This is a genomic window from Mongoliibacter sp. (assembly GCF_007692705.1).
Taxonomy (GTDB): domain Bacteria; phylum Bacteroidota; class Bacteroidia; order Cytophagales; family Cyclobacteriaceae; genus Mongoliibacter.
Genome location: NZ_REBN01000188.1, coordinates 1 through 18,818, shown reverse-complemented (window position 1 = coordinate 18,818; position 18,818 = coordinate 1). Strand labels below are relative to the sequence as shown.

Here is an 18,818-nt window from a genome sequence, read left to right as displayed (position 1 = left end):
ATTTACCTGATTAGTGTGATTGAACCTGTTTCCTGTATCTTTTTTCCCTGCACTGTGGTGTAGGAAATCTGGTATATGTAGCTTCCTCTAGGCAATAATTTACCTTTGAAAGTACCATCCCAACCCTCAAACTCAAGACCTGAAGTAGCATACACCTGCTCTCCCCAGTTATTGAAAATATTCATCTTGAAATCATTGACCCCTTTAAGCAGCGGCTCAAATGAATCATTCAAGCCATCCCCGTTTGGAGTAAATGCACTAGGAATGGTTACCCACTCTTCATACTCAAGAACCTTGATGGCCTTGGTTTCCACTGAGGAGCAACCATAAATATCATAGGCACGAAGTGTCACATTATAATCTCCGGATTCATTGAATACGTGGATTGGATCTTTATCTGAAGAAGAAAGGCCGTCCCCAAAATCCCATTCCCATGCTATGAAATCTTCCGAAATTTCGCTTTCAAAAACCAATGATTCAGAAGTATAAACTTCATCCAAGGCATTGATTTGAAGTTTTCGGAAATTGAAATCAATCCTTGACCCAGTCTGTACATCAAATGAATTGATCCTTAGTCTTTCTTTTATGCTACAGCCGTCTGCATCAATCACTTCAACTGTGACTTCTTGGACATTCGTTACCTCAATCTCTTTAAGATTTTTCGAACCATCTGACCAGTTGATGCTGTATGGGCTTTTGCCACCATCTACTTTTACCCATACATAAGCTTTTGATTCACCTGTGCTGCAGTCCATTTCCACAGAACTCTCCAGTTTTGCCATTAATTTTTCTGGCTCTTGTATAGTGACCGTTTGATTGACAGAGCAACCGGTAGCATCGCTCACCTTTACAGTATAGCTTCCTGCTGTTAGTCCCGTAAGTCTGTTGCTATTTTTTCCATTATCCCATTGTATGGTAAATGGGGCATTGGCGCCAGATATTTCCAGGTCAATTTCTCCATCTTCAGCCCCTGCACAAAGGTTATGTTGCACTCGACTGACTTCTATCAATAATTCAGACTGACTAGAGACGACTTCAAAAGTTCTTAAAAGACTGCAACCTTCAGCATCTTGTATCAAAACTTCATAAATGCCCGCTGTCAGACCGGTGATATCTTTGCTAGTTTGACCATTTGACCATTCAAAATTAAAATTGCCAGACCCGCCTTTCACATCCAAATGAATAGCACCCGACTCATTGTCGCAGGTAATATCCTGTATGCTTTCATTTACCTCTATACCAGGTGTTCCTTCACCTATTTCAAAAGTCACATCGGTACTGCAGTTGAATTTGTCTGAGATGGTAACAGTGTAGCTGCCGGGAGAGAGATTTGTTGCTTCAAGCTCATCTCGCAAGCCATGAGACCATTCTATGGTGTATGGACCACCCCTACCAAATTTTATTTCGACTTTAGCACTCCCATCTGCACTGCTACCACATGTAGCATCATTTTTTTCAATAAGCTCCGCCATCAAAGGAAAAGGAGGCTGAATGACAATACGCTCTGTATGCTCTTTTCCATTGTTATCGGTTATTACTACAGTGTATGTTCCTGAAAGAAGGTTGTACCTATTTTGAACTGTTTCGTTGTTGTTCCATTTGAAAACATACGGTGCTGCGCCGCCATTTACATCTATAAGGATGTGCCCTCTATCGTCATGAGAACAAAGGGCTAGCTTTCCTGAGATATTTACAGACATTCCTTCAGAAGGCACATTCTCAGTTCTTTGATGCTCGGTTTGGGATTCTTTATCACCCTTATCTTGCGCCACAGCTCCTTCTATAAACAATATTGCCAGTGCACCCAAAAAGAGTAGCATTATAGTTGGCAGATATTGTTTTCTCATTTCCATTATTTCTTATCTATTTCAAACAGTATGAATCACTTTGGACTTAGTTATTTGTATTTCAAATTCCAAATAATGTGATTAGTTTTTTAAAATATTATTTTTTGTATTAAGCATAAAACAAAATGATCTTTTTGTTTTGAACCTTATACAGTTAATAAATGAAATTAAATGGTGTTGATCAAACTTTTGTGGTAAAAAATTCACTGCCAAAAAATAGTGGAATATTCATATTATTATTAAAATAGTATAACGTTCAAAATACAGATTAAAAACCGCTTTTTCCTAGATATAAAATTAGAATAGTCTTCGAAACAATATTTTAATGACAAAAAAATAAATCAGAAAATGACAGGCGGATTTAGCTTGGGTATTGAATAGGGGAGAAAAGGAAGAACAAAATATCCGGTTTTAAATTAAAAGTTATACGATAGGATATTTTTGTAGCTATTGATTTATCCATTAATAATGGAAACAAGGGATAGTTCTAGCCCTTTGGTTTCGATTTTTGGGGTCACCCCACAAAAAAGAATAGCGCATGGATATTTCATGTGCGCCCCCACTGTTTCTAAGATTTAGGTTAGAAATTGTGAAATCGTAACTATATCCAATATCGATACCGCTCGGTAATGACACTCCTACGAGACCAATGATCGCCTCATTATTTGGTAAGTTGTATTTGGTGGGGAGTCCCCTATACCACACCCCGACGACTAGTGGATCTAAAAAAAGTTGGGCACCAACATCCAGCTGATTAAAGGGTGCCTGTTGCTTATAATTGAAGCCTAAAGAAAGTGACCGTTCTTGGCGTGTATTGGAAAAAGTGTTGTTGATAGCCCCATATCCCAACTGAAAGCGATAGCCACCATGAACTGAGTATTTCACAGGCAGGGCACTGATACCATCGTCGACAAAAGAAACGTTAGGTTCAGTGATGTTATGGGCAGATAAACCGAGCCAAGCATTTCTGGTTGTGAACATTGTTCCAAAATGATAATTCATGAACCTATGGTTGTAATCAAGTGCGATACCGGATAATTCATCAGAAATACCACCTATTGTTCCGGCTCCGATGTCAATCATTGAGCCAAAAACTAAGTCTCCAAAATAGGCATCTCTGGTAATGAAACTTGCTTGTCCCCCAAATCTCCAATTGATATCTTCAGATATCTTTAAGTTGTAGCTGTAGGCGATTCCCACCTCATTGGTGGCCAATTGGGCAAGACTTTCTCTATTGCCATTGATGATCAATCCAATGCCGCTGTTGTAATCAAATACATAATGGTCAATGTATGCAGAATAGGAGTTAAAAGAATGGTTTAACCCTGGCCATTGGTTTCTGTAGTTTATACCAATTCGGGTCAATTCGGTAGCCCCCGTCATAGCAGGGTTCAAAAAAATTGGGGCAGCATAAAACTGGGAAAATTGAATATCCTGAGAAAAAGTATCTCTCATACTCAAAATTCCTAAGAATATCATCAATAATAAACGAAGGTAATTCTTAGCCATAATAGCCTCTGCCTTTTCAGTTGCCTCTCAACAACATATACTCAAATCCAAATGTGTAGATAATACTGTAATTACTAGGGCGAGGTATGGTCTTATACAAAGGGTATTTTCCAAACACAATCTTATCAAACTTCACATTCAAACGTGAATATAAATGGTTTTTTATAATTTGCTTGAAATTTTCAATCAATATTTGTAAACCCATTCTCACATTACCATCTTTCTCCAATTTCATGCCAAGGAAAAGACCCGGCCAAAGACCGGGTCTTTTTGAAAATAATTACTACTACTAGGGTTTACCGATAACCGATTCATTCCCTGCCACAAATGTACTTATTTACAATAATTCTATCAATATTTTTATCAATTATAAAATTGATAATGAATAGTTTACGTTTACAATCCAATATCAATCTGATGCTTCAAAATATCTTCAAAGGTTTCTCTTTCCCGAATTAAATGGGCTTTTCCATCCAATAACAAGACTTCTGCTGGCCTCAACCTGGAATTGTAATTCGAAGCCATACTGAAGCCATATGCTCCCGCATTTTTAATGGCAATGACATCACCCTCCTGCACCTCTTTCAATTTTCTGTCTGCGGCAATTGTATCAGTCTCGCAAATATATCCAACGATGGTATAAACCCTTTCGGGGCCTTCCAGTTTAGAAATATTTTCAACACTATGGTAAGCATCATACATCATTGGACGGATGAGGTGATTCAAACCTGAATCAACACCTACGAATGTAGAGGCGGGTGTAGATTTAATCACGTTGGCTTTTACCAACAAGGTGCCAGCTTCACTTACCAGAAATTTACCTGGTTCAAACCATATTTCCAGTTCTCTACCATATTCGGCACAGAATTTTTTAAAAGCTTCCGAAACTCTATTTCCTACATCCTTAATGTCTGTAGAAATATCACCAGGCTTGTATGCGACTTTGAAGCCTCCCCCAAAATCCAAAAACTTCAAGTCTTTGAATTCTCTTGCAGCATCAAATAGTATCTCAGCTCCTTTGAGGAAAACATCTGCGTCCAGAATGTCTGATCCAGTATGTACATGCAGACCAGTGATATCTAGCTGATAAGCTTCCACTACCTTGTGCACATGTTTCATTTGGAGAATGGAGATCCCAAATTTACTGTCTATATGGCCAACGGAGATTTTGGCATTTCCACCAGCCAATATATGCGGATTGAGCCTGATGCATACAGGTACAGAATTTCCATATTCTGTTCCAAAATGCTCCAACATAGGGATGTTGTCAATATTGATCACGACGCCTAGTTTTACGGCTTCCTGAATCTCTCCAAAAGCCACACTGTTCGGCGTATACATAATCTCTTCAGGCGAAAAGCCAGCGTGAAGACAAAGTTTCACTTCTTCAATAGATACTGCATCTACTCCAGTACCTGATTTTTTCATCAACTTTAGAATATTGATGTTGGAAAGAGCTTTGGTTGCATATTTTATTCTCAGCTTAACTGTTGAAAATGCATCCTGTAGTTGTTTTACCTGCTCTTGTATTTTCTGCCCGTCATACACATATAATGGTGTGCCATATTCCTTAGCCAAGTCAGTCAGGCAAATACCCTGAATCTGATATTTTTGATCTTTTATCTCCATCAATTTCAAAATTAAGCGACAAAGATAAGGATAGACCGGCAATAAAAAAGGGAAGCTATTGCTCCCCTCTTTTGTCTGCGTTTCAAATTAATTTTAAGTAATCAAGAAACTAACATCATTTCATAAAGGTAAATACTACCAGGCTTTCTTAAAAGATGCCTGTTATGAGTGGCTGTTAAATATTGTTAAGTAGCTTAGAAGGGGGCTATTATCCTATAAATTTGTATTATGTCGAAAACCCGAATGAAATTAATAATATTGTTGATGTCCTTTGCCAGCCTTGGCTTGGTAGGCTTCCAGTATTATTGGGTCAGCAATGCATTGAGTATAAATGAACAAAGATTTGAACAGAATGTCTACCAATCTCTTTCTTCAGCCATCGCTCAATTAGAGAAGGAAGAGACCAGTGATTTGTTTCTATCCATATTAAACACTGATACTACTTTACAAAAATCACTTTTTCAAAAAATAGAACCCATAGCGGTACAAGTCCGGCAAAGACCTGTTACAAACCGAAGAAGACCTTCAGTCATGGATTCTATGATGAAGCAACCGTTGCCTCAACTCAGTCAGCGTTTTCGCAGATTGGTGGAGGCGCGAGGAGTTGATCCCGATGTCTTTATGGACCTCGATAACTTTTTCACATACCTGACGGCGGATATTGCGGGAAAGATTTTCACACCGGATGAAATGGAAATTCTCCTGCAGGAAAGGCAAAGGCAATTACAGTTTCTTGACCAGACAGAAGCATACTTTAGAAACAGACAAAATTCCTCAGAACCGGAATATGTAGAAGAGTACAATATTCCTAGAGATGCTTTTGAAAAAATCAGGTACACCAACCTCAAGATCGAAGCCATGAATCAGGTGATGGAAGAACTACTGGAAGGGCAAAAAGATATCCTTGCTAGGGTAGATACCTCCCATGTCAGGAATCTTGTCAAAAATCACCTGAAGGAAAGAGGAATTGTACAAAATTTTGAACTTGGTATCATCAATGACAAGGATGAACTTATCCTGATATCAACGGTATCAAACCCTATGCAGCTCCGGGACAAGGGGGTGCAGGCTAGGCTTTTTCCTTCAGATATCCTTGGGAAGGAAAATCAACTCCTGATTAATTTCCCTGCCAAAAGGGCTTACATACTTCAGCAAATATGGCTTCCTGTACTCAGTTCGGTAGTTTTTATAGGGATTGTGATATTTTGCTTTATCTATGCGATCAAAGTTATTATCAGGCAAAAAAATCTGTCTGACATCAAGAATGACTTTATTAATAACATGACCCATGAGTTCAAAACTCCAATTGCTACGGTGAGTTTGGCTATAGAGGCACTTCAGGACCCAGACTTAATGAGTCAGGATTCATTTAGAAAAAGATATTTGGGTATTATCAAAGATGAGAATAAAAGACTAGGCACTCAAGTTGAAAAGGTCCTTCAGGCGGCCACCTTAGATAAAAAGGAATTCAAACTCAAAATGGATAAGTTAAACCTTGAAGAAGTTTTGATCTTAGCCAAAGAGCATATTCAGCTACAGGTAGAAAGTAAAGAAGGAACGATCAGCTTCAAATCGGATCTGAAAGACCCTGTGATCGAAGCAGATGTTTTTCACTTAACCCATATTGTCAATAATTTATTGGATAACTCTGTAAAATATACCCAAGGTAAGCCTAACATTAGGATCAAGACATGGGATCAAAATGAAAGTGTCTTCGTATCAGTTGAAGACAATGGTATCGGAATGTCAAAGGATACCGTCAAGAAAATATTTGATAAGTTTTACAGGGTTCCTACTGGAAATATCCACGATGTGAAAGGTTTTGGCTTGGGTCTTGCCTATGTAAAAACCATGATCGAAGCACACAGCGGAGAAATCAGCGTTAGCAGTGATTTAGGAAAAGGAAGTATATTTACCATCAAACTCCCCAAAAAACAATGAGCAAAGCCAAACTTTTAGTCGTAGAAGATGATCCAAATCTAGGAGATATTCTCCAAGAATACCTGAATATGAAGGGCTATGAAACCACGCTCTGCAGAGATGGTGATGAAGGTTGGTCCAAATTCAAAAAGGACAAATTCAGCCTTGCTATTCTGGATGTGATGATGCCCAAAAAAGATGGATTCACCTTGGGTGCCGAAATCAAAAAGGTGCAGGAGGATCTTCCCATAATTTATCTGACAGCCAAAAATCTGAAAGAAGATATTATCGAAGGTCTGAAAATTGGGGCGGATGATTATATCACAAAGCCTTTCAGTATGGAAGAGCTTTTATTGAGAATAGCCGCTATTTTGAGAAGAACCCAAAAAAGCGACGAAGTCCAGGCGCTCAAAATTTATAATTTTGGGGAATTTGAGCTGCATTATGACGAGCAATATATCAAAGGCCCAAACGGTAAGCACAAATTGACCTCCAAGGAAAATGAGTTGATCAGGTTGTTGGCCTCGGAAGTCAATAAGCTTGTCAATAGAAGTCATGCACTCAAACAAATCTGGGGAGATGATTCCTACTTCAACGCAAGAAGTATGGATGTCTATTTGAGTAAGATCAGAAAAATCCTCAAGGATGATCCGAAGGTGCAGATCATTACCGTGCATGGTGAAGGATTCAAGCTTGTGGTGACAGGATGATAGTTTTAAGCAGAGAAGGCATAGTATTTTTGTTTACAATAGTGGTTTTCATTTCTGCATGTAATCCACCTTCCAATGATGAAATCGCTGAAAAGTATATTGAATTTACTTTTGAAAAAGCTGATCATCACTTAGAAGAGCCTTACCTGACAGTAAATGAGCAAGGTCAACCTATGCTCTCTTGGATTGAAAAATCAGATAATGGGAATCAGTTTAAATTTGCTGTATGGGATGGGACAGAATGGGGAGAAGAAAAGCTGATAGCATCAGGAGAAGATTGGTTTGTCAATTGGGCGGACTATCCTCAAATCGCAGGTTTTGCTGATGGGAGTCTTATGGCAGTATTTTTACAAAAAAGTGGTTCTGGCACTTTTGCTTATGATGTCATGACTACTTTTTCTGAGAATGGAGAGGTTTGGAGTGAAGCAAAAGTCCTACATGATGATGGTACACAAACTGAGCACGGCTTTGTATCCATGGTTCCCTGGGGAGAGAATATGCTGATATCGTGGCTGGATGGCAGAAATACTGCTGGTGCATCTCACGGCGATGATGGACACCATCACCATGGACAAATGAGTCTTCGAGCAGCACTTTTGGATACCGAGGGTAATAAAATTGAAGAATGGGAATTGGATAATCGCGTTTGTGACTGTTGCCAAACGGGGATTACAATGACAGAAAATGGACCTGTAATTGTGTTTAGGGACCGGACAGATAGCGAAATTCGTGACATAGGAATGATAAGGTGGAATGATGGGCAATGGACCGAAACAGAACCTGTTTATATGGACCTCTGGGAAATTGCCGCTTGCCCAGTGAATGGTCCGAGAATCACATCCTATGAAAAACAACTTGCTATTGCCTGGTATACCGCTGCTAACGGTAATCCAGAAGTTAAACTTATATTCTCAGAAGATTCAGGATTGAGTTTTAAGGAGCCTATAAAAATAGATCTCGGGAATACACTTGGTAGAATAGGCTTGGAATTTATTGATGATAGAAAAGTGTTGGTCTCTTGGATGGAAAACAACAGGATCATGGCAAGAACGGTTTCTGTAGATGGAGAACTGGGTAGACCAATTGAAGTTGCCACGTCCTCAGAAAAAAGATCCAGTGGATTTCCCCAACTAACCTTTGACGGTAAAAATAGCTGGGTAGCATGGACAGATGATCAGGATGAATTAAAGAAAATAAGGATAAAAAAGTTTCCTGAATGAATCAGTGGATTTTTGATTCGGACTTGGATGTCAGTAAAAACGACATTTTTTGTTTCAATTTCACAATCCTTTCAGAGGGGTATAGGAATTCTGCTTTCAGCAACTGCGTATAAGTCCCTGTATAGTCTTCCTCATAAAACTTCTTAATCGCATCATTGTAGTACTGTAAACCAGCCAATTCCCTTAGTCCAATTATGGTAAAGGTTCCACCTGTTGTGTTTATTTCGTCAATTTTCCCTAAGTAGAGAGGCTTTTCTGGATTAGATTTTATAGAACCAATTACTTTTTGTTCAAAAGCCTGTACATCCTCTTTTCCGATAATCAAGCCATTTATAGGATAAGTACTTTCCAAAATAAAGGGTTTATTTCCTAACTGACCTTTGATATAGACGTGGGCATCTGTTTCTATAATCTGATATTTGAAATCAAATTCTTCCAGTAAAAGCGCATAGAGTCCGGTACCTGTCACACAATCGTACACGCCTTCTCTGAGAGTTTTTGAAAAGTAGGCATGCTCTTCGTATTTGTTTAGCATTAATTGATGGGTAGATAAATATATATCTTCCAAAAATCTTTTATCATTGGCACTTTTTGACTTTTTGTTCCTTTTTTTGAGTTTCTTAATAAGGTTATCCCAAGATGCGGATTCCATGTTTTCATTAGGATATAAGGATTGAAGCAAATGAAAAGGATCATCTTGATACCTGGTGAGTAACTCTTTCTCAACATCATTTTCATAAATACTGATTTCTGCAGACACGGGGTTTTCTTGGGCCAATACATTATGGCCTTGTATCAAGAAAATTGTCAGAAATAGAGTAATCCACTTCATGATTTCACCAAAAGTCAAATTGAAACTTAATAAAGTTAACAATTTATTAACATTGATGAAATAAATATGTTTTTTGTTAACATTAAGTTAACACACAACAGCGTCGGTTTATTTATTGATGATGGTAGGGCTCGTTACGAAGGATGGTAAAAGCACGGTAAATCTGCTCTATAAAAAATACCCTAACCATTTGATGGGAAAATGTCATTTTTGAAAGTGAAATCTTGCCATTTGCCCTCTTGTATACAGCATCGGAAAAGCCATATGGTCCTCCGATTACAAATACCAGCTTTTTCAGGCCTGCATTCATTTTTTTCTGTAAGTAAACAGAAAAATCAAGCGAAGTGAATTGTTTGCCATTTTCATCCAATAAAATCACCTCATCAGAGGTATCTATTTTCTTTAAGATCAATTCTCCTTCCTTATCTTTTTGAGTGCTTTCAAGTAAGTTTTTGGTGTTTTTGAGATCAGGAATGACTTCAAAAGTAAATTTCACATAGAAACCAAGTCTTTTGCTGTACTCTTCCACCAATGTCTGAATGGACTGATGATCTGTTTTACCCACTGCCAATAAAGTAATTTGCATGGGCTAAATTTAAATTCATTTGTTTGCTTAAAAAAGCTATCTCTCTACTTCTGGAGGAAATCTTGATTGATTGACTAATTAATATTTGCGTTAATTTTTTTATTAAACGGCGTGTTAACATAAACAAACGGTTGATATGAGGTGCTGAAAAAACATCTCCTGTTATTTTGTAAGTTTTTGATAAACAATAAGATAAGTTTTTGACTTATAATAACCAAACCAAAAACTATTATCAAAATGAAAAAACTATTCACCTTTGCACTACTTGTGGCATTTTTCGCAACCAGTGCATTCACCGTAAACAAGAATGCGTCCATTTATGAGGACAATGATATTGTAGATGTAGCAGTTGCGACTGATTTTCTTTCTACTCTAGTAGCAGCTGTTAAGGCTGGAGATTTGGTAGATGTGTTGAAAGGCGATGGACCTTTCACAGTATTTGCACCTACTAATGATGCTTTTGCAAAACTTCCTGCAGGAACTGTTGAGGAATTATTGAAGCCTGAAAATAAAGCCCAACTTGTAGCTGTTTTGACTTATCATGTTGTACCTGGAAAAGTTTATTCTAAAGATTTGAAAGATGGAATGAAAGCCAAAACTGCTCAGGGTTCTGAAGTTACCATTACATTGAAAGATGGCAAAGCAATGGTAAACAATGCTACTGTTTCAGCTGCTGACATCGAAGCTTCAAATGGAGTGGTACATGTTATCGATACAGTGATTCTTCCTTCAATGTAAGGGAAACAAATATTAATTGAGGCCCTCAAATTAAATTTTGAGGGCTTTTTTTTGTCCATTCAATTAGACATTTTTACTAGGACATTCAAATCTACTCAATCAATGGAATCTTGGACCAATTATCATAACCACTCACACTATTGTGACGGAGTAGATACTTTGGAAACGCATATCCTAAGTGCTGTAGAAAAAGGCGTCTTAAGTCTTGGATTTTCTTCACACAATCCGGTTTTGTTTGAAAACAAGTGGTCTATGCCGCAAGAAAAGTTACCTGCATACCTGTCTGAGTTGGATGCATTGAAGAAAAAATACGAGTCCCAAATTTCAATACACAAAGGTTTGGAGATAGATTATTTCCCAGATAATAGCCTTCCTATCCAAGATTGGAAGAAAGTGGCTGACCTTGACTATACCATTGGTTCGGTTCATTTTGTGGGTGGGTTAGAGGATGGAACACCTTGGGAAATCGATGGTACACTATCTGTTTTTAAGAAGGGTCTTCTTGAAATTTATCAAAATGACATTCAGAAAGCACTCAAAGATTATTATGAAATCTTATACCACATGCTGGAACATGATTGTCCTGATATTTTGGGTCATTTTGATAAAATCAAAATGCATAATTGCAAAGAAAAGTTTTTTGATGAAACAGCAAGATGGTACGTCAAACTCATTGATGAACTCTTGGAGCAGGCAAAAGACAAACATGTAATCATAGAAGTCAATACAAGGGGAATCTATAAAAAGCTCACAGATGAACCCTATCCTGGAATTCCCTTTTTGAAAAAAATCAAGAATCTCAATATCCCTATTTGCCTCAATTCCGATGCCCATCACCCAAAGGAAATCATTTTGGAATATGAAAACACTGCAAAGTTACTTAAGAATATAGGATTCAAAGAGTTGATGGTTTTGAAAAACAACTCATGGCAGGCTGTGGGGTTTGAAGAAACCGGAATATTCTATTTATAGAAAAATTTAGACTTAAACTTTAGTAAGCTTGTTTCATCAAATATCGAAGCAATAAAAATCACTTTTTATTCTTTATGCAATAGGTGATTTTTCCCATCTTGCACTGCCTACTACTATATTGTAATCTATGCTTGAGCTGTTAAAACGTTGGTATAGTTTCCAGTCTGCGGAACTCAAAAAACTGAATGGATATGACAATGCCAATTATCTGTTGATAACTGAAAAAGGTAAATACATCTTTAAAACCTATCCCTACACTTCTGAAGCTTTTGATCTGGTTCAGGCAGAAACGGAAGTTCTACTTTCAATTCAGGAAAAGCTCAAGGGTAAAATACCCACACCGATTCCTTTTGCAGATGGCAAATATGTGCAGGCGGCAGAAATCAACGGAAAGCAATTCATCATAAGGCTTTTGTCATTTTTAGAAGGTAACTTTTTAGGTGATGCCAAACCTCCCAAAGAGCTATATTCCGATTTAGGTACATTTTTGGGGGAATTGGACAAAGAACTCAATTCTTTAAAAAACTATGTCATCCAATGCCGGCAGTGGGAATGGCATATCCAATTTCCTGAATTGATTGCAAAATATTTGGAAGATATTCCTTTGGCAAAGGATAGAAGTGTTGTAAGGTATTTCCTTCAGCAATATGAGGAAAATGTCAGACCAATATTAACCAATCTCCGTAAGGGAATCGTTCATAATGATGCCAATGAATGGAATGTCCTGATCAAAGAAAACCAAGGGTTGGCTTTAATTGATTTTGGGGATTTGGCTTATGGGCCTTTGGTTCAGGAAGTGGCTGTGGGAGCGACCTATGCCGCTTATGACAAATCGGATTATCTCGATTGGGTAATTGAGCTGGTAAAAGGATACCATACCGTCATTCCTTTAGAAGAAAAAGAAATTGAGGTATTGTACTACCTCATAGCTGTGAGGTTGTGTTTTAGTGTTTGTAATTCGGCTCATGTGAGGAAAACAGATCCGGCAAATACCTATGCTTCCGTCAGTGAAAAGAATGCCTGGAAAATGCTGTATGATTGGCTGCGCATCAATCCTTTGGAAGCAGAAAACAAATTCAGGTCTGCAGCAGGATTTAATGCCAAACCCATTCCATCAATGGAAGAGAGTTTGGCTTACCGCAACAGGCATTTGAGCCGCATTTTATCGGTAAGTTACAGCAAGCCTATCAAAATGGAAAGGGCTACTTTCCAATACATGTATGATGCCTATGGCAATACTTTCTTGGATGCCTACAATAATATTCCCCATGTGGGCCATTCCCATCCCAAGGTAGTGGAAGCCGGTCAGCGCCAAATGGCCAAACTCAACACCAATACCCGATACCTATATGACATTTTACCGGCTTATGCTGAGAAGTTGTTGACAAAGTTTCCACCAACATTGAATAGGGTGTTTTTTGTGAATTCCGGAAGTGCAGCAAGTGATTTGGCTATACGGATGGCTAAATGGCACACCCAAAAAGAGGGTTTGATGGTGATGGAACATGGGTATCATGGCAATACACAAATATCCATTGATATTTCAGATTATAAATTTTCCAACCCCAAAGGGCAGGGCCAAAAGCCCTACATTCTCAAAACCAATTTACCGGACACCTATAGGGGTCCTTTTACAGCAAATGATGGTACTGCCGGAAAAACTTATGCCAAGGAGGCAATACAACAAATTCAGGCTTTCCCCCAACCCATTGCCGCTTTTATAACAGAACCCATTCTGGGCTGTGCCGGACAGGTTCCTTTGGCAGCAGGATATTTGGAAACCTTATACCCTGCTGTACGACAACAGGGCGGAGTTTGTATTTCAGATGAAGTGCAGACAGGATTTGGAAGGGTTGGGGATAGTTTTTGGGGATTTGAACAGCATGGAGTCGTCCCCGATATGGTGGTCCTTGGAAAACCTATGGGCAATGGACACCCTATGGGTGCTGTAGTCTGTACCCAGGAGATTGCTGATTCCTTTGAAAGAGGGGTGGAATTTTTCAGTTCTTTTGGTGGAAATCCAGTTTCCTGTGCTATCGGAATGGCTGTCTTGGATGTCTTGGAAGAAGAGGGCTTGCAGGAAAATGCCAAATTGGTGGGCAATTACTACAAATCCCTTTTAATGGAATTGAAGGAAAAATACGCTTGCATAGGTGATGTGCGTGGCTCAGGACTATTTTTGGGCGTAGACCTGGTCAAGCCTGGGACTACCATAGAAGATGCATTGCTGGCGAAAACCATCAAAAACCAACTGAGAGATAGGATGATACTCATCTCAACAGATGGACCAAAAGATAGTGTACTGAAGTCCAAGCCTCCCATGGTTTTCACAAAGGAAAATGCACTTCAGGTGGTAGAGGAAATGGACAAGATTTTAAGGTATTATCGGAGTTAGTGAATTTTACCTATGAGCTTTCTGACCTTTAACATTATCAAATAAGGCTTCCGAGATCCTGAATCCAGAGACTCCAATAGTAATTATTTCCTCTTTGCCACAAAAACCCCATTAGGTTGGGTGAATTTGGCTTCTTTGACATTCCCATTTTCATCCTCCGCAAATTCTATGGTGTAACCCTCTGCCACTTTCAAGGCAAATTTGTTTTCCCCAATAGCGAGCAAGTCATACTCAGGTTGTCCAGCCACAAACAGGAATAAAGTGTTCTCAATTCCTTCTTTCAAATAAAATTTTGCGGCCTGTCCTCCAAGATCATATTCTCCAGTATACTTTTCCAGGGTCTCTTTATCGACCGCAATCTCTCTTGGTCTTCGCTTGAATTCAATGGCATCCACAGTAGGTTCCGCTTTGAATGAAAGCGAAGCAATTTCCCCCATATTATTGATTCGGAAATTGAATTGCATAGGAGAAACGGTTGTAGTATCCACTTTGCCATTTTCCATACCTACCAATGAAAATATATTGTAATGGAAGTGTTTCAACCAGACTTTTTGATAGGGTGTTTGGGCAAAAAGGGAATCCCTTTCAAACTGAACCTCTACAGTGCCATACCCCGGATGGGAATAATCTCCGGTAAACTCTGCCAATAGATGGGAAGTTTTGGTTCCCTTTTTTTGGATGGATTTCGATTCTGCTTGACCCGCCTCTGCTTGTTTTTTGGCTTCGTCTGCTTTTTCTTTCTGTATTTTATTCCATTCGGTTTTATCCACTTTCAGCAGTCTGTCACTGATTATGTTCCGCACAATACCCGGTACCAAGGAACCGTTTTGATTGGCCAAAACGACTATTCCGATACTGTCTGTTGGGAAAAAAGCCACATTAGCGGAAAAACCGTTGATATTGCCCCCATGCTCAACCCTGTAATGTCCTTTATAAGAAGAGACCATCCAGCCGTATCCGTATGTACTGATATGCATATCGGGAAATTCTTTATCGGGAATACTGTTGGCCATGATCATCTGCGGGCTCATTGCTTCTTTGACATAGGGTTCTGGCAGGACTTGTTTTTCCTGAAATTTTCCGCCATTGATCCAAGTGATCAGCCAATTGGATATTTCATTCACACTGCTGTTGATGCTGCCGGCAGGACCCATGGCAGCAATGTCATAGTAGTCCATTTTTTTGATGATAGAATCATTTTTGACTTCATAGCCAAAAGACGCTTCTCTACCCTTTTTTAGGCCATCAATGACTGCATTGCTGGTCTTCATCTCCAAAGGATCAAAGAATTTTTCCTGAAGATTTTCTTCCCAGGTTTTTCCTGTTACCCTTTCCGCAATAACTCCTTGGGTCAAAAACATGAAATTGTTGTAATACCATTTTTCTCTGACTTTGGCAAAGGGCTCTTGGTACTGAATGCGTTGCATCAAAGAATCCCTGGATTGGGTGGGGAAAAAATACCAACTCAAATCATGCCTGGGAAGTCCAGTCCTATGGGTCATGATATCCTTGATGGTGATGAGATTATTCATCTCATTGTTGTAAAATTTGAGCCCAGGAATATATTTGATGGGACTGTCATCAAATGAAAGCTTGCCCTCTTCTCTCAAAATCCCCAACAGCCCTGAGGTAAAGGCCTTGCTACTTGACCCGATTGCAAAAAGTGTGTTGGGAGTCACCGGTAATTTATTTTCATAATCCCTGTAACCGAAGCCTTTGGAATAGATGATCTTGTCCTTTTCGACTACCGCAACTGCAAATCCCGCAGCATTCCAGCTTTCGAGAACTGTATTGAGCTCGGAATCCAGACCTTCAAAACGAGGGCCCGTTGTTTGTGTTTGAGCATGGGAGCTCAATGCTATCATTAAAAATAGGATCGAAAGAGTGAGTTGCTTCATGGAGTTTTCAAATAAGAACTAAAAGTTATTGTTTTTTTAATAGTGTTTCTTGATTTAGATGTAATTAATTAAAATAAAAAATTCACATCTGCTTCGTTGCATGTTGGTAATTATTGTATTTACCCAATTGTTAATGCTCTATTTCAACCAAATTAAATTCAGTTGAGGTACTCAGATTATTTTTTCAATAAAAATCTTCTCGAAAAATGAAGTGTATTTTTGTAGACGAATCTTGGGAGGACTACATATATTGGCAAAAAACCGATAAAAATAAGTTGAAAAGGATAAATGAACTTCTCAAGAACATTTCCAGAAATCCTTTTTCTGGAAATGGAAAAGCTGAACCTCCTAAATATAAATATTCAGGATTTTGGTCTAGAAGAATAAATGAAGAACACAGGTTGATTTATCAGGTAAAAGGTGATGAAATCTTGATCGCAAAGTGTATGTTTCATTATGATTGAATTTCGAGGAATTGATTTAGTACTTTTACATGATCCATTATTTCATAGACCTAATTAATTTAAAATAACCCTTGTCCTCTTTTTTCGATACCAAAATTGAATACCTCCGCGGCATGGGACCGCAAAAAGCTGCTTTGGTCAACAAGGAGCTTAATATTTTCACCTATGGAGAATTGCTCCAATATTATCCTTTCCGCTACGAAGACCGATCCAAGTTTTTTAAAATCAATGAAATCACCGAAGAACTTGAACACGTTCAGCTCATTGCAAAAATCCGAAAAGTAGAAACAGTCGGCGAAGGAAGAAAAAAAAGACTGGTCGCTTATATTTTTGACGATACGGGGGAAATGGAGCTTACCTGGTTTAAAGGAATTCAGTGGGTAGTCAAAAAGCTGGCCCCCAATGTTCCATTTGTCTTTTTCGGGAAGCCAAACAGGTTTGGAAGAAAGTACAGCATTGCACATCCGGAAATGGAGCCCCTGACTCAGGCACAGGAACAAAGAAGCTCATTTCAACCGGTGTATTCGACTACAGAAAAACTGCGCTCCAGGTACCTGGACTCCAAAGGGATTTCAAAAATAATGGAAGGCTTGGTTCAGGCCTCTTTGCCTCAGATTCAGGAAACCCTGACATGGGATATCCTTCAGCGTTTCAACTTGATGGGTAAAAAGGATGCTATACGGCAAATTCATTTTCCTGAGAACCCTGAACTTCTGAAAAGGGCAAGGTTTCGGTTGAAGTTTGAGGAGTTCTTTTATGTGCAGTTGCGTTTGCTAAAACTGAAGCTAACCCGAACAGAAAAATCAAAAGGGCAGGTCTTAAATCAAACAGAATTGCTCACGAAATTTTACAAAGAGCACATTCCTTTCGAACTGACTGAAGCTCAAAAAAGAGTGGTAAGGGAGTCATTTGCAGATATGAAATCCGGAAAGCAAATGAACAGACTCATACAAGGAGATGTAGGCAGTGGGAAAACTATGGTGGCTTTTATATGCATCCTTATTGCGATCAGTTCTGGTGCTCAGGCATGCCTGATGGCTCCTACAGAGATTTTAGCAAATCAGCATTACGAGGGATTGAAGGAATATGCAGACCTTATGGGTCTCAACATTGCGCTCCTTACCGGCTCAGTCAAAAAATCTGCCCGGAAAGTTATCCATGAAATGCTGCTTTCAGGAGACTTACACATTATTATCGGAACCCATGCATTGTTGGAAGATATTGTACAGTTCAAAAACTTGGGGCTGGCCATTGTGGATGAGCAGCACCGCTTCGGAGTCGCCCAAAGGGCAAAGCTTTGGGGTAAAAACGAGAATTTTTTCCCACATGTATTGGTGATGACTGCCACTCCTATACCCAGGACACTTGCCATGACCCTTTATGGTGATTTGGATATTTCGGTCATTGACGAACTTCCCGCAGGTAGAAAGCCTATTCAAACCGTCCACCGCTATGATAAAGACAGGTTGAAAGTATTTGGTTTTATCAGAAAGCAGGTACTTTCAGGTAGACAGATTTATATTGTGTATCCCTTGATCGAGGAATCCGAAAAGATGGACCTCAAAAGTCTGATGGATGGGTATGAAAGTATCTGCAGGGCATTTCCGGAATTCCCAGTAAGTATAGTGCATGGAGACATGAAGGCTGCCGACAAGGATTTTGAAATGCAGCGCTTCGTGAAGGGAGAAACCAAAATCATGGTTGCGACTACGGTGATCGAGGTAGGGGTCAATGTGCCAAATGCCTCTGTGATGATTGTAGAAAATGCCGAAAGGTTCGGGTTGTCCCAATTGCATCAACTGAGAGGCAGGGTAGGTAGGGGTGCAGAACAGTCTTATTGTATATTGATGAGCAAGTATGAATTGTCCAAGGACAGCCGTGTGCGTTTGGATACCATGGTGAGAACCAATAATGGATTTGAAATCGCTGATGTGGATTTGAAGCTGAGAGGTCCGGGTGATCTGATGGGCACCCAACAGAGTGGTATTGCAGACCTGATGATTGCGGATTTGAGCAAGGATGCGCCTATCTTGACTTTGGCCCGGGATGCAGCAGAATTATTATTGCAAAATGATCCCGAACTTACAATGCCTGAAAA

At 39.2% G+C, this 18,818-nt stretch carries 14 protein-coding genes; 8 read left to right on the top strand and 6 right to left on the bottom strand.

What is annotated here, in order from left to right:
* Positions 1–2: 2 nt before the first annotated feature.
* The 3 genes from EA341_RS13185 to lysA form a co-directional block, all read right to left on the bottom strand.
* Positions 3–1,847, bottom strand: a complete 1,845-nt coding sequence (locus EA341_RS13185) for a gliding motility-associated C-terminal domain-containing protein (protein ID WP_293015311.1) — start codon at positions 1,845–1,847, stop codon at positions 3–5.
* Positions 1,848–2,309: 462 nt separating this feature from the next.
* Positions 2,310–3,356, bottom strand: coding sequence for a type IX secretion system membrane protein PorP/SprF (locus EA341_RS13180; RefSeq protein ID WP_293015308.1), 1,047 nt, complete (start codon positions 3,354–3,356; stop codon positions 2,310–2,312).
* Between the two features lie 396 nt (positions 3,357–3,752).
* Positions 3,753–4,985: a diaminopimelate decarboxylase gene (gene lysA / locus EA341_RS13175; protein WP_293015306.1), complete on the bottom strand. Its 1,233-nt coding sequence runs from the start codon at positions 4,983–4,985 to the stop codon at positions 3,753–3,755.
* Between the two features lie 243 nt (positions 4,986–5,228).
* On the opposite strand from lysA, the gene EA341_RS13170 reads away from it, so the two are divergent.
* Genes EA341_RS13170 through EA341_RS13160 form a run of 3 tightly spaced genes read left to right on the top strand, consistent with a single transcriptional unit; the run spans position 5,229 to position 8,835 of the window.
* Complete coding sequence (locus EA341_RS13170; protein WP_293015304.1) at positions 5,229–6,926, top strand: HAMP domain-containing sensor histidine kinase; 1,698 nt, start codon at positions 5,229–5,231, stop codon at positions 6,924–6,926.
* Positions 6,923–7,615 carry a response regulator transcription factor gene (locus EA341_RS13165; RefSeq protein ID WP_293015301.1) on the top strand — a complete coding sequence of 231 codons (693 nt, stop codon included), beginning with the start codon at positions 6,923–6,925 and terminating at the stop codon, positions 7,613–7,615. Before EA341_RS13170 ends, EA341_RS13165 begins: the two co-directional genes overlap by 4 nt.
* On the top strand, positions 7,612–8,835 hold the full coding sequence (locus EA341_RS13160; RefSeq protein ID WP_293015299.1) for an exo-alpha-sialidase: 1,224 nt from the start codon (positions 7,612–7,614) through the stop codon (positions 8,833–8,835). Before EA341_RS13165 ends, EA341_RS13160 begins: the two co-directional genes overlap by 4 nt.
* 1 nt (position 8,836) lies before the next feature.
* On the opposite strand, the gene EA341_RS13155 is transcribed toward EA341_RS13160, so the two are convergent.
* Together EA341_RS13155 and rlmH are read right to left on the bottom strand one after the other, a co-directional pair.
* Complete coding sequence (locus EA341_RS13155) at positions 8,837–9,667, bottom strand: hypothetical protein (RefSeq protein WP_293015297.1); 831 nt, start codon at positions 9,665–9,667, stop codon at positions 8,837–8,839.
* A 112-nt stretch (positions 9,668–9,779) separates the two neighbouring features.
* Positions 9,780–10,253, bottom strand: a complete 474-nt coding sequence (gene rlmH, locus EA341_RS13150; protein ID WP_293015295.1) for a 23S rRNA (pseudouridine(1915)-N(3))-methyltransferase RlmH — start codon at positions 10,251–10,253, stop codon at positions 9,780–9,782.
* Between the two features lie 237 nt (positions 10,254–10,490).
* On the opposite strand from rlmH, the gene EA341_RS13145 reads away from it, so the two are divergent.
* From EA341_RS13145 to EA341_RS13135, 3 genes are all read left to right on the top strand, one after another.
* On the top strand, positions 10,491–10,991 hold the full coding sequence (locus tag EA341_RS13145) for a fasciclin domain-containing protein (RefSeq protein ID WP_293015292.1): 501 nt from the start codon (positions 10,491–10,493) through the stop codon (positions 10,989–10,991).
* Positions 10,992–11,093: 102 nt separating this feature from the next.
* The gene (locus tag EA341_RS13140) at positions 11,094–11,963 is read left to right on the top strand and encodes a histidinol-phosphatase (protein ID WP_293015289.1); all 870 of its coding nucleotides are present in this window, start codon (positions 11,094–11,096) and stop codon (positions 11,961–11,963) included.
* A gap of 127 nt (positions 11,964–12,090) precedes the next feature.
* Positions 12,091–14,358 (top strand): aminotransferase class III-fold pyridoxal phosphate-dependent enzyme, encoded by a 2,268-nt coding sequence (locus EA341_RS13135; RefSeq protein ID WP_293015286.1) that lies wholly within the window; start codon positions 12,091–12,093, stop codon positions 14,356–14,358.
* Positions 14,359–14,441: 83 nt separating this feature from the next.
* Here the strand turns inward: EA341_RS13135 and EA341_RS13130 are convergent, their stop codons facing one another.
* Positions 14,442–16,256, bottom strand: a complete 1,815-nt coding sequence (locus tag EA341_RS13130; RefSeq protein ID WP_293015283.1) for a serine hydrolase — start codon at positions 16,254–16,256, stop codon at positions 14,442–14,444.
* Between the two features lie 206 nt (positions 16,257–16,462).
* On the opposite strand from EA341_RS13130, the gene EA341_RS13125 reads away from it, so the two are divergent.
* Both EA341_RS13125 and recG read left to right on the top strand, forming a co-directional pair.
* Positions 16,463–16,720: a Txe/YoeB family addiction module toxin gene (locus EA341_RS13125; RefSeq protein ID WP_293015281.1), complete on the top strand. Its 258-nt coding sequence runs from the start codon at positions 16,463–16,465 to the stop codon at positions 16,718–16,720.
* A gap of 71 nt (positions 16,721–16,791) precedes the next feature.
* Positions 16,792–18,818, top strand: a 2,027-nt coding sequence (gene recG / locus EA341_RS13120; protein ID WP_293015278.1) for an ATP-dependent DNA helicase RecG, incomplete at its 3' end; no start/stop codon positions are given.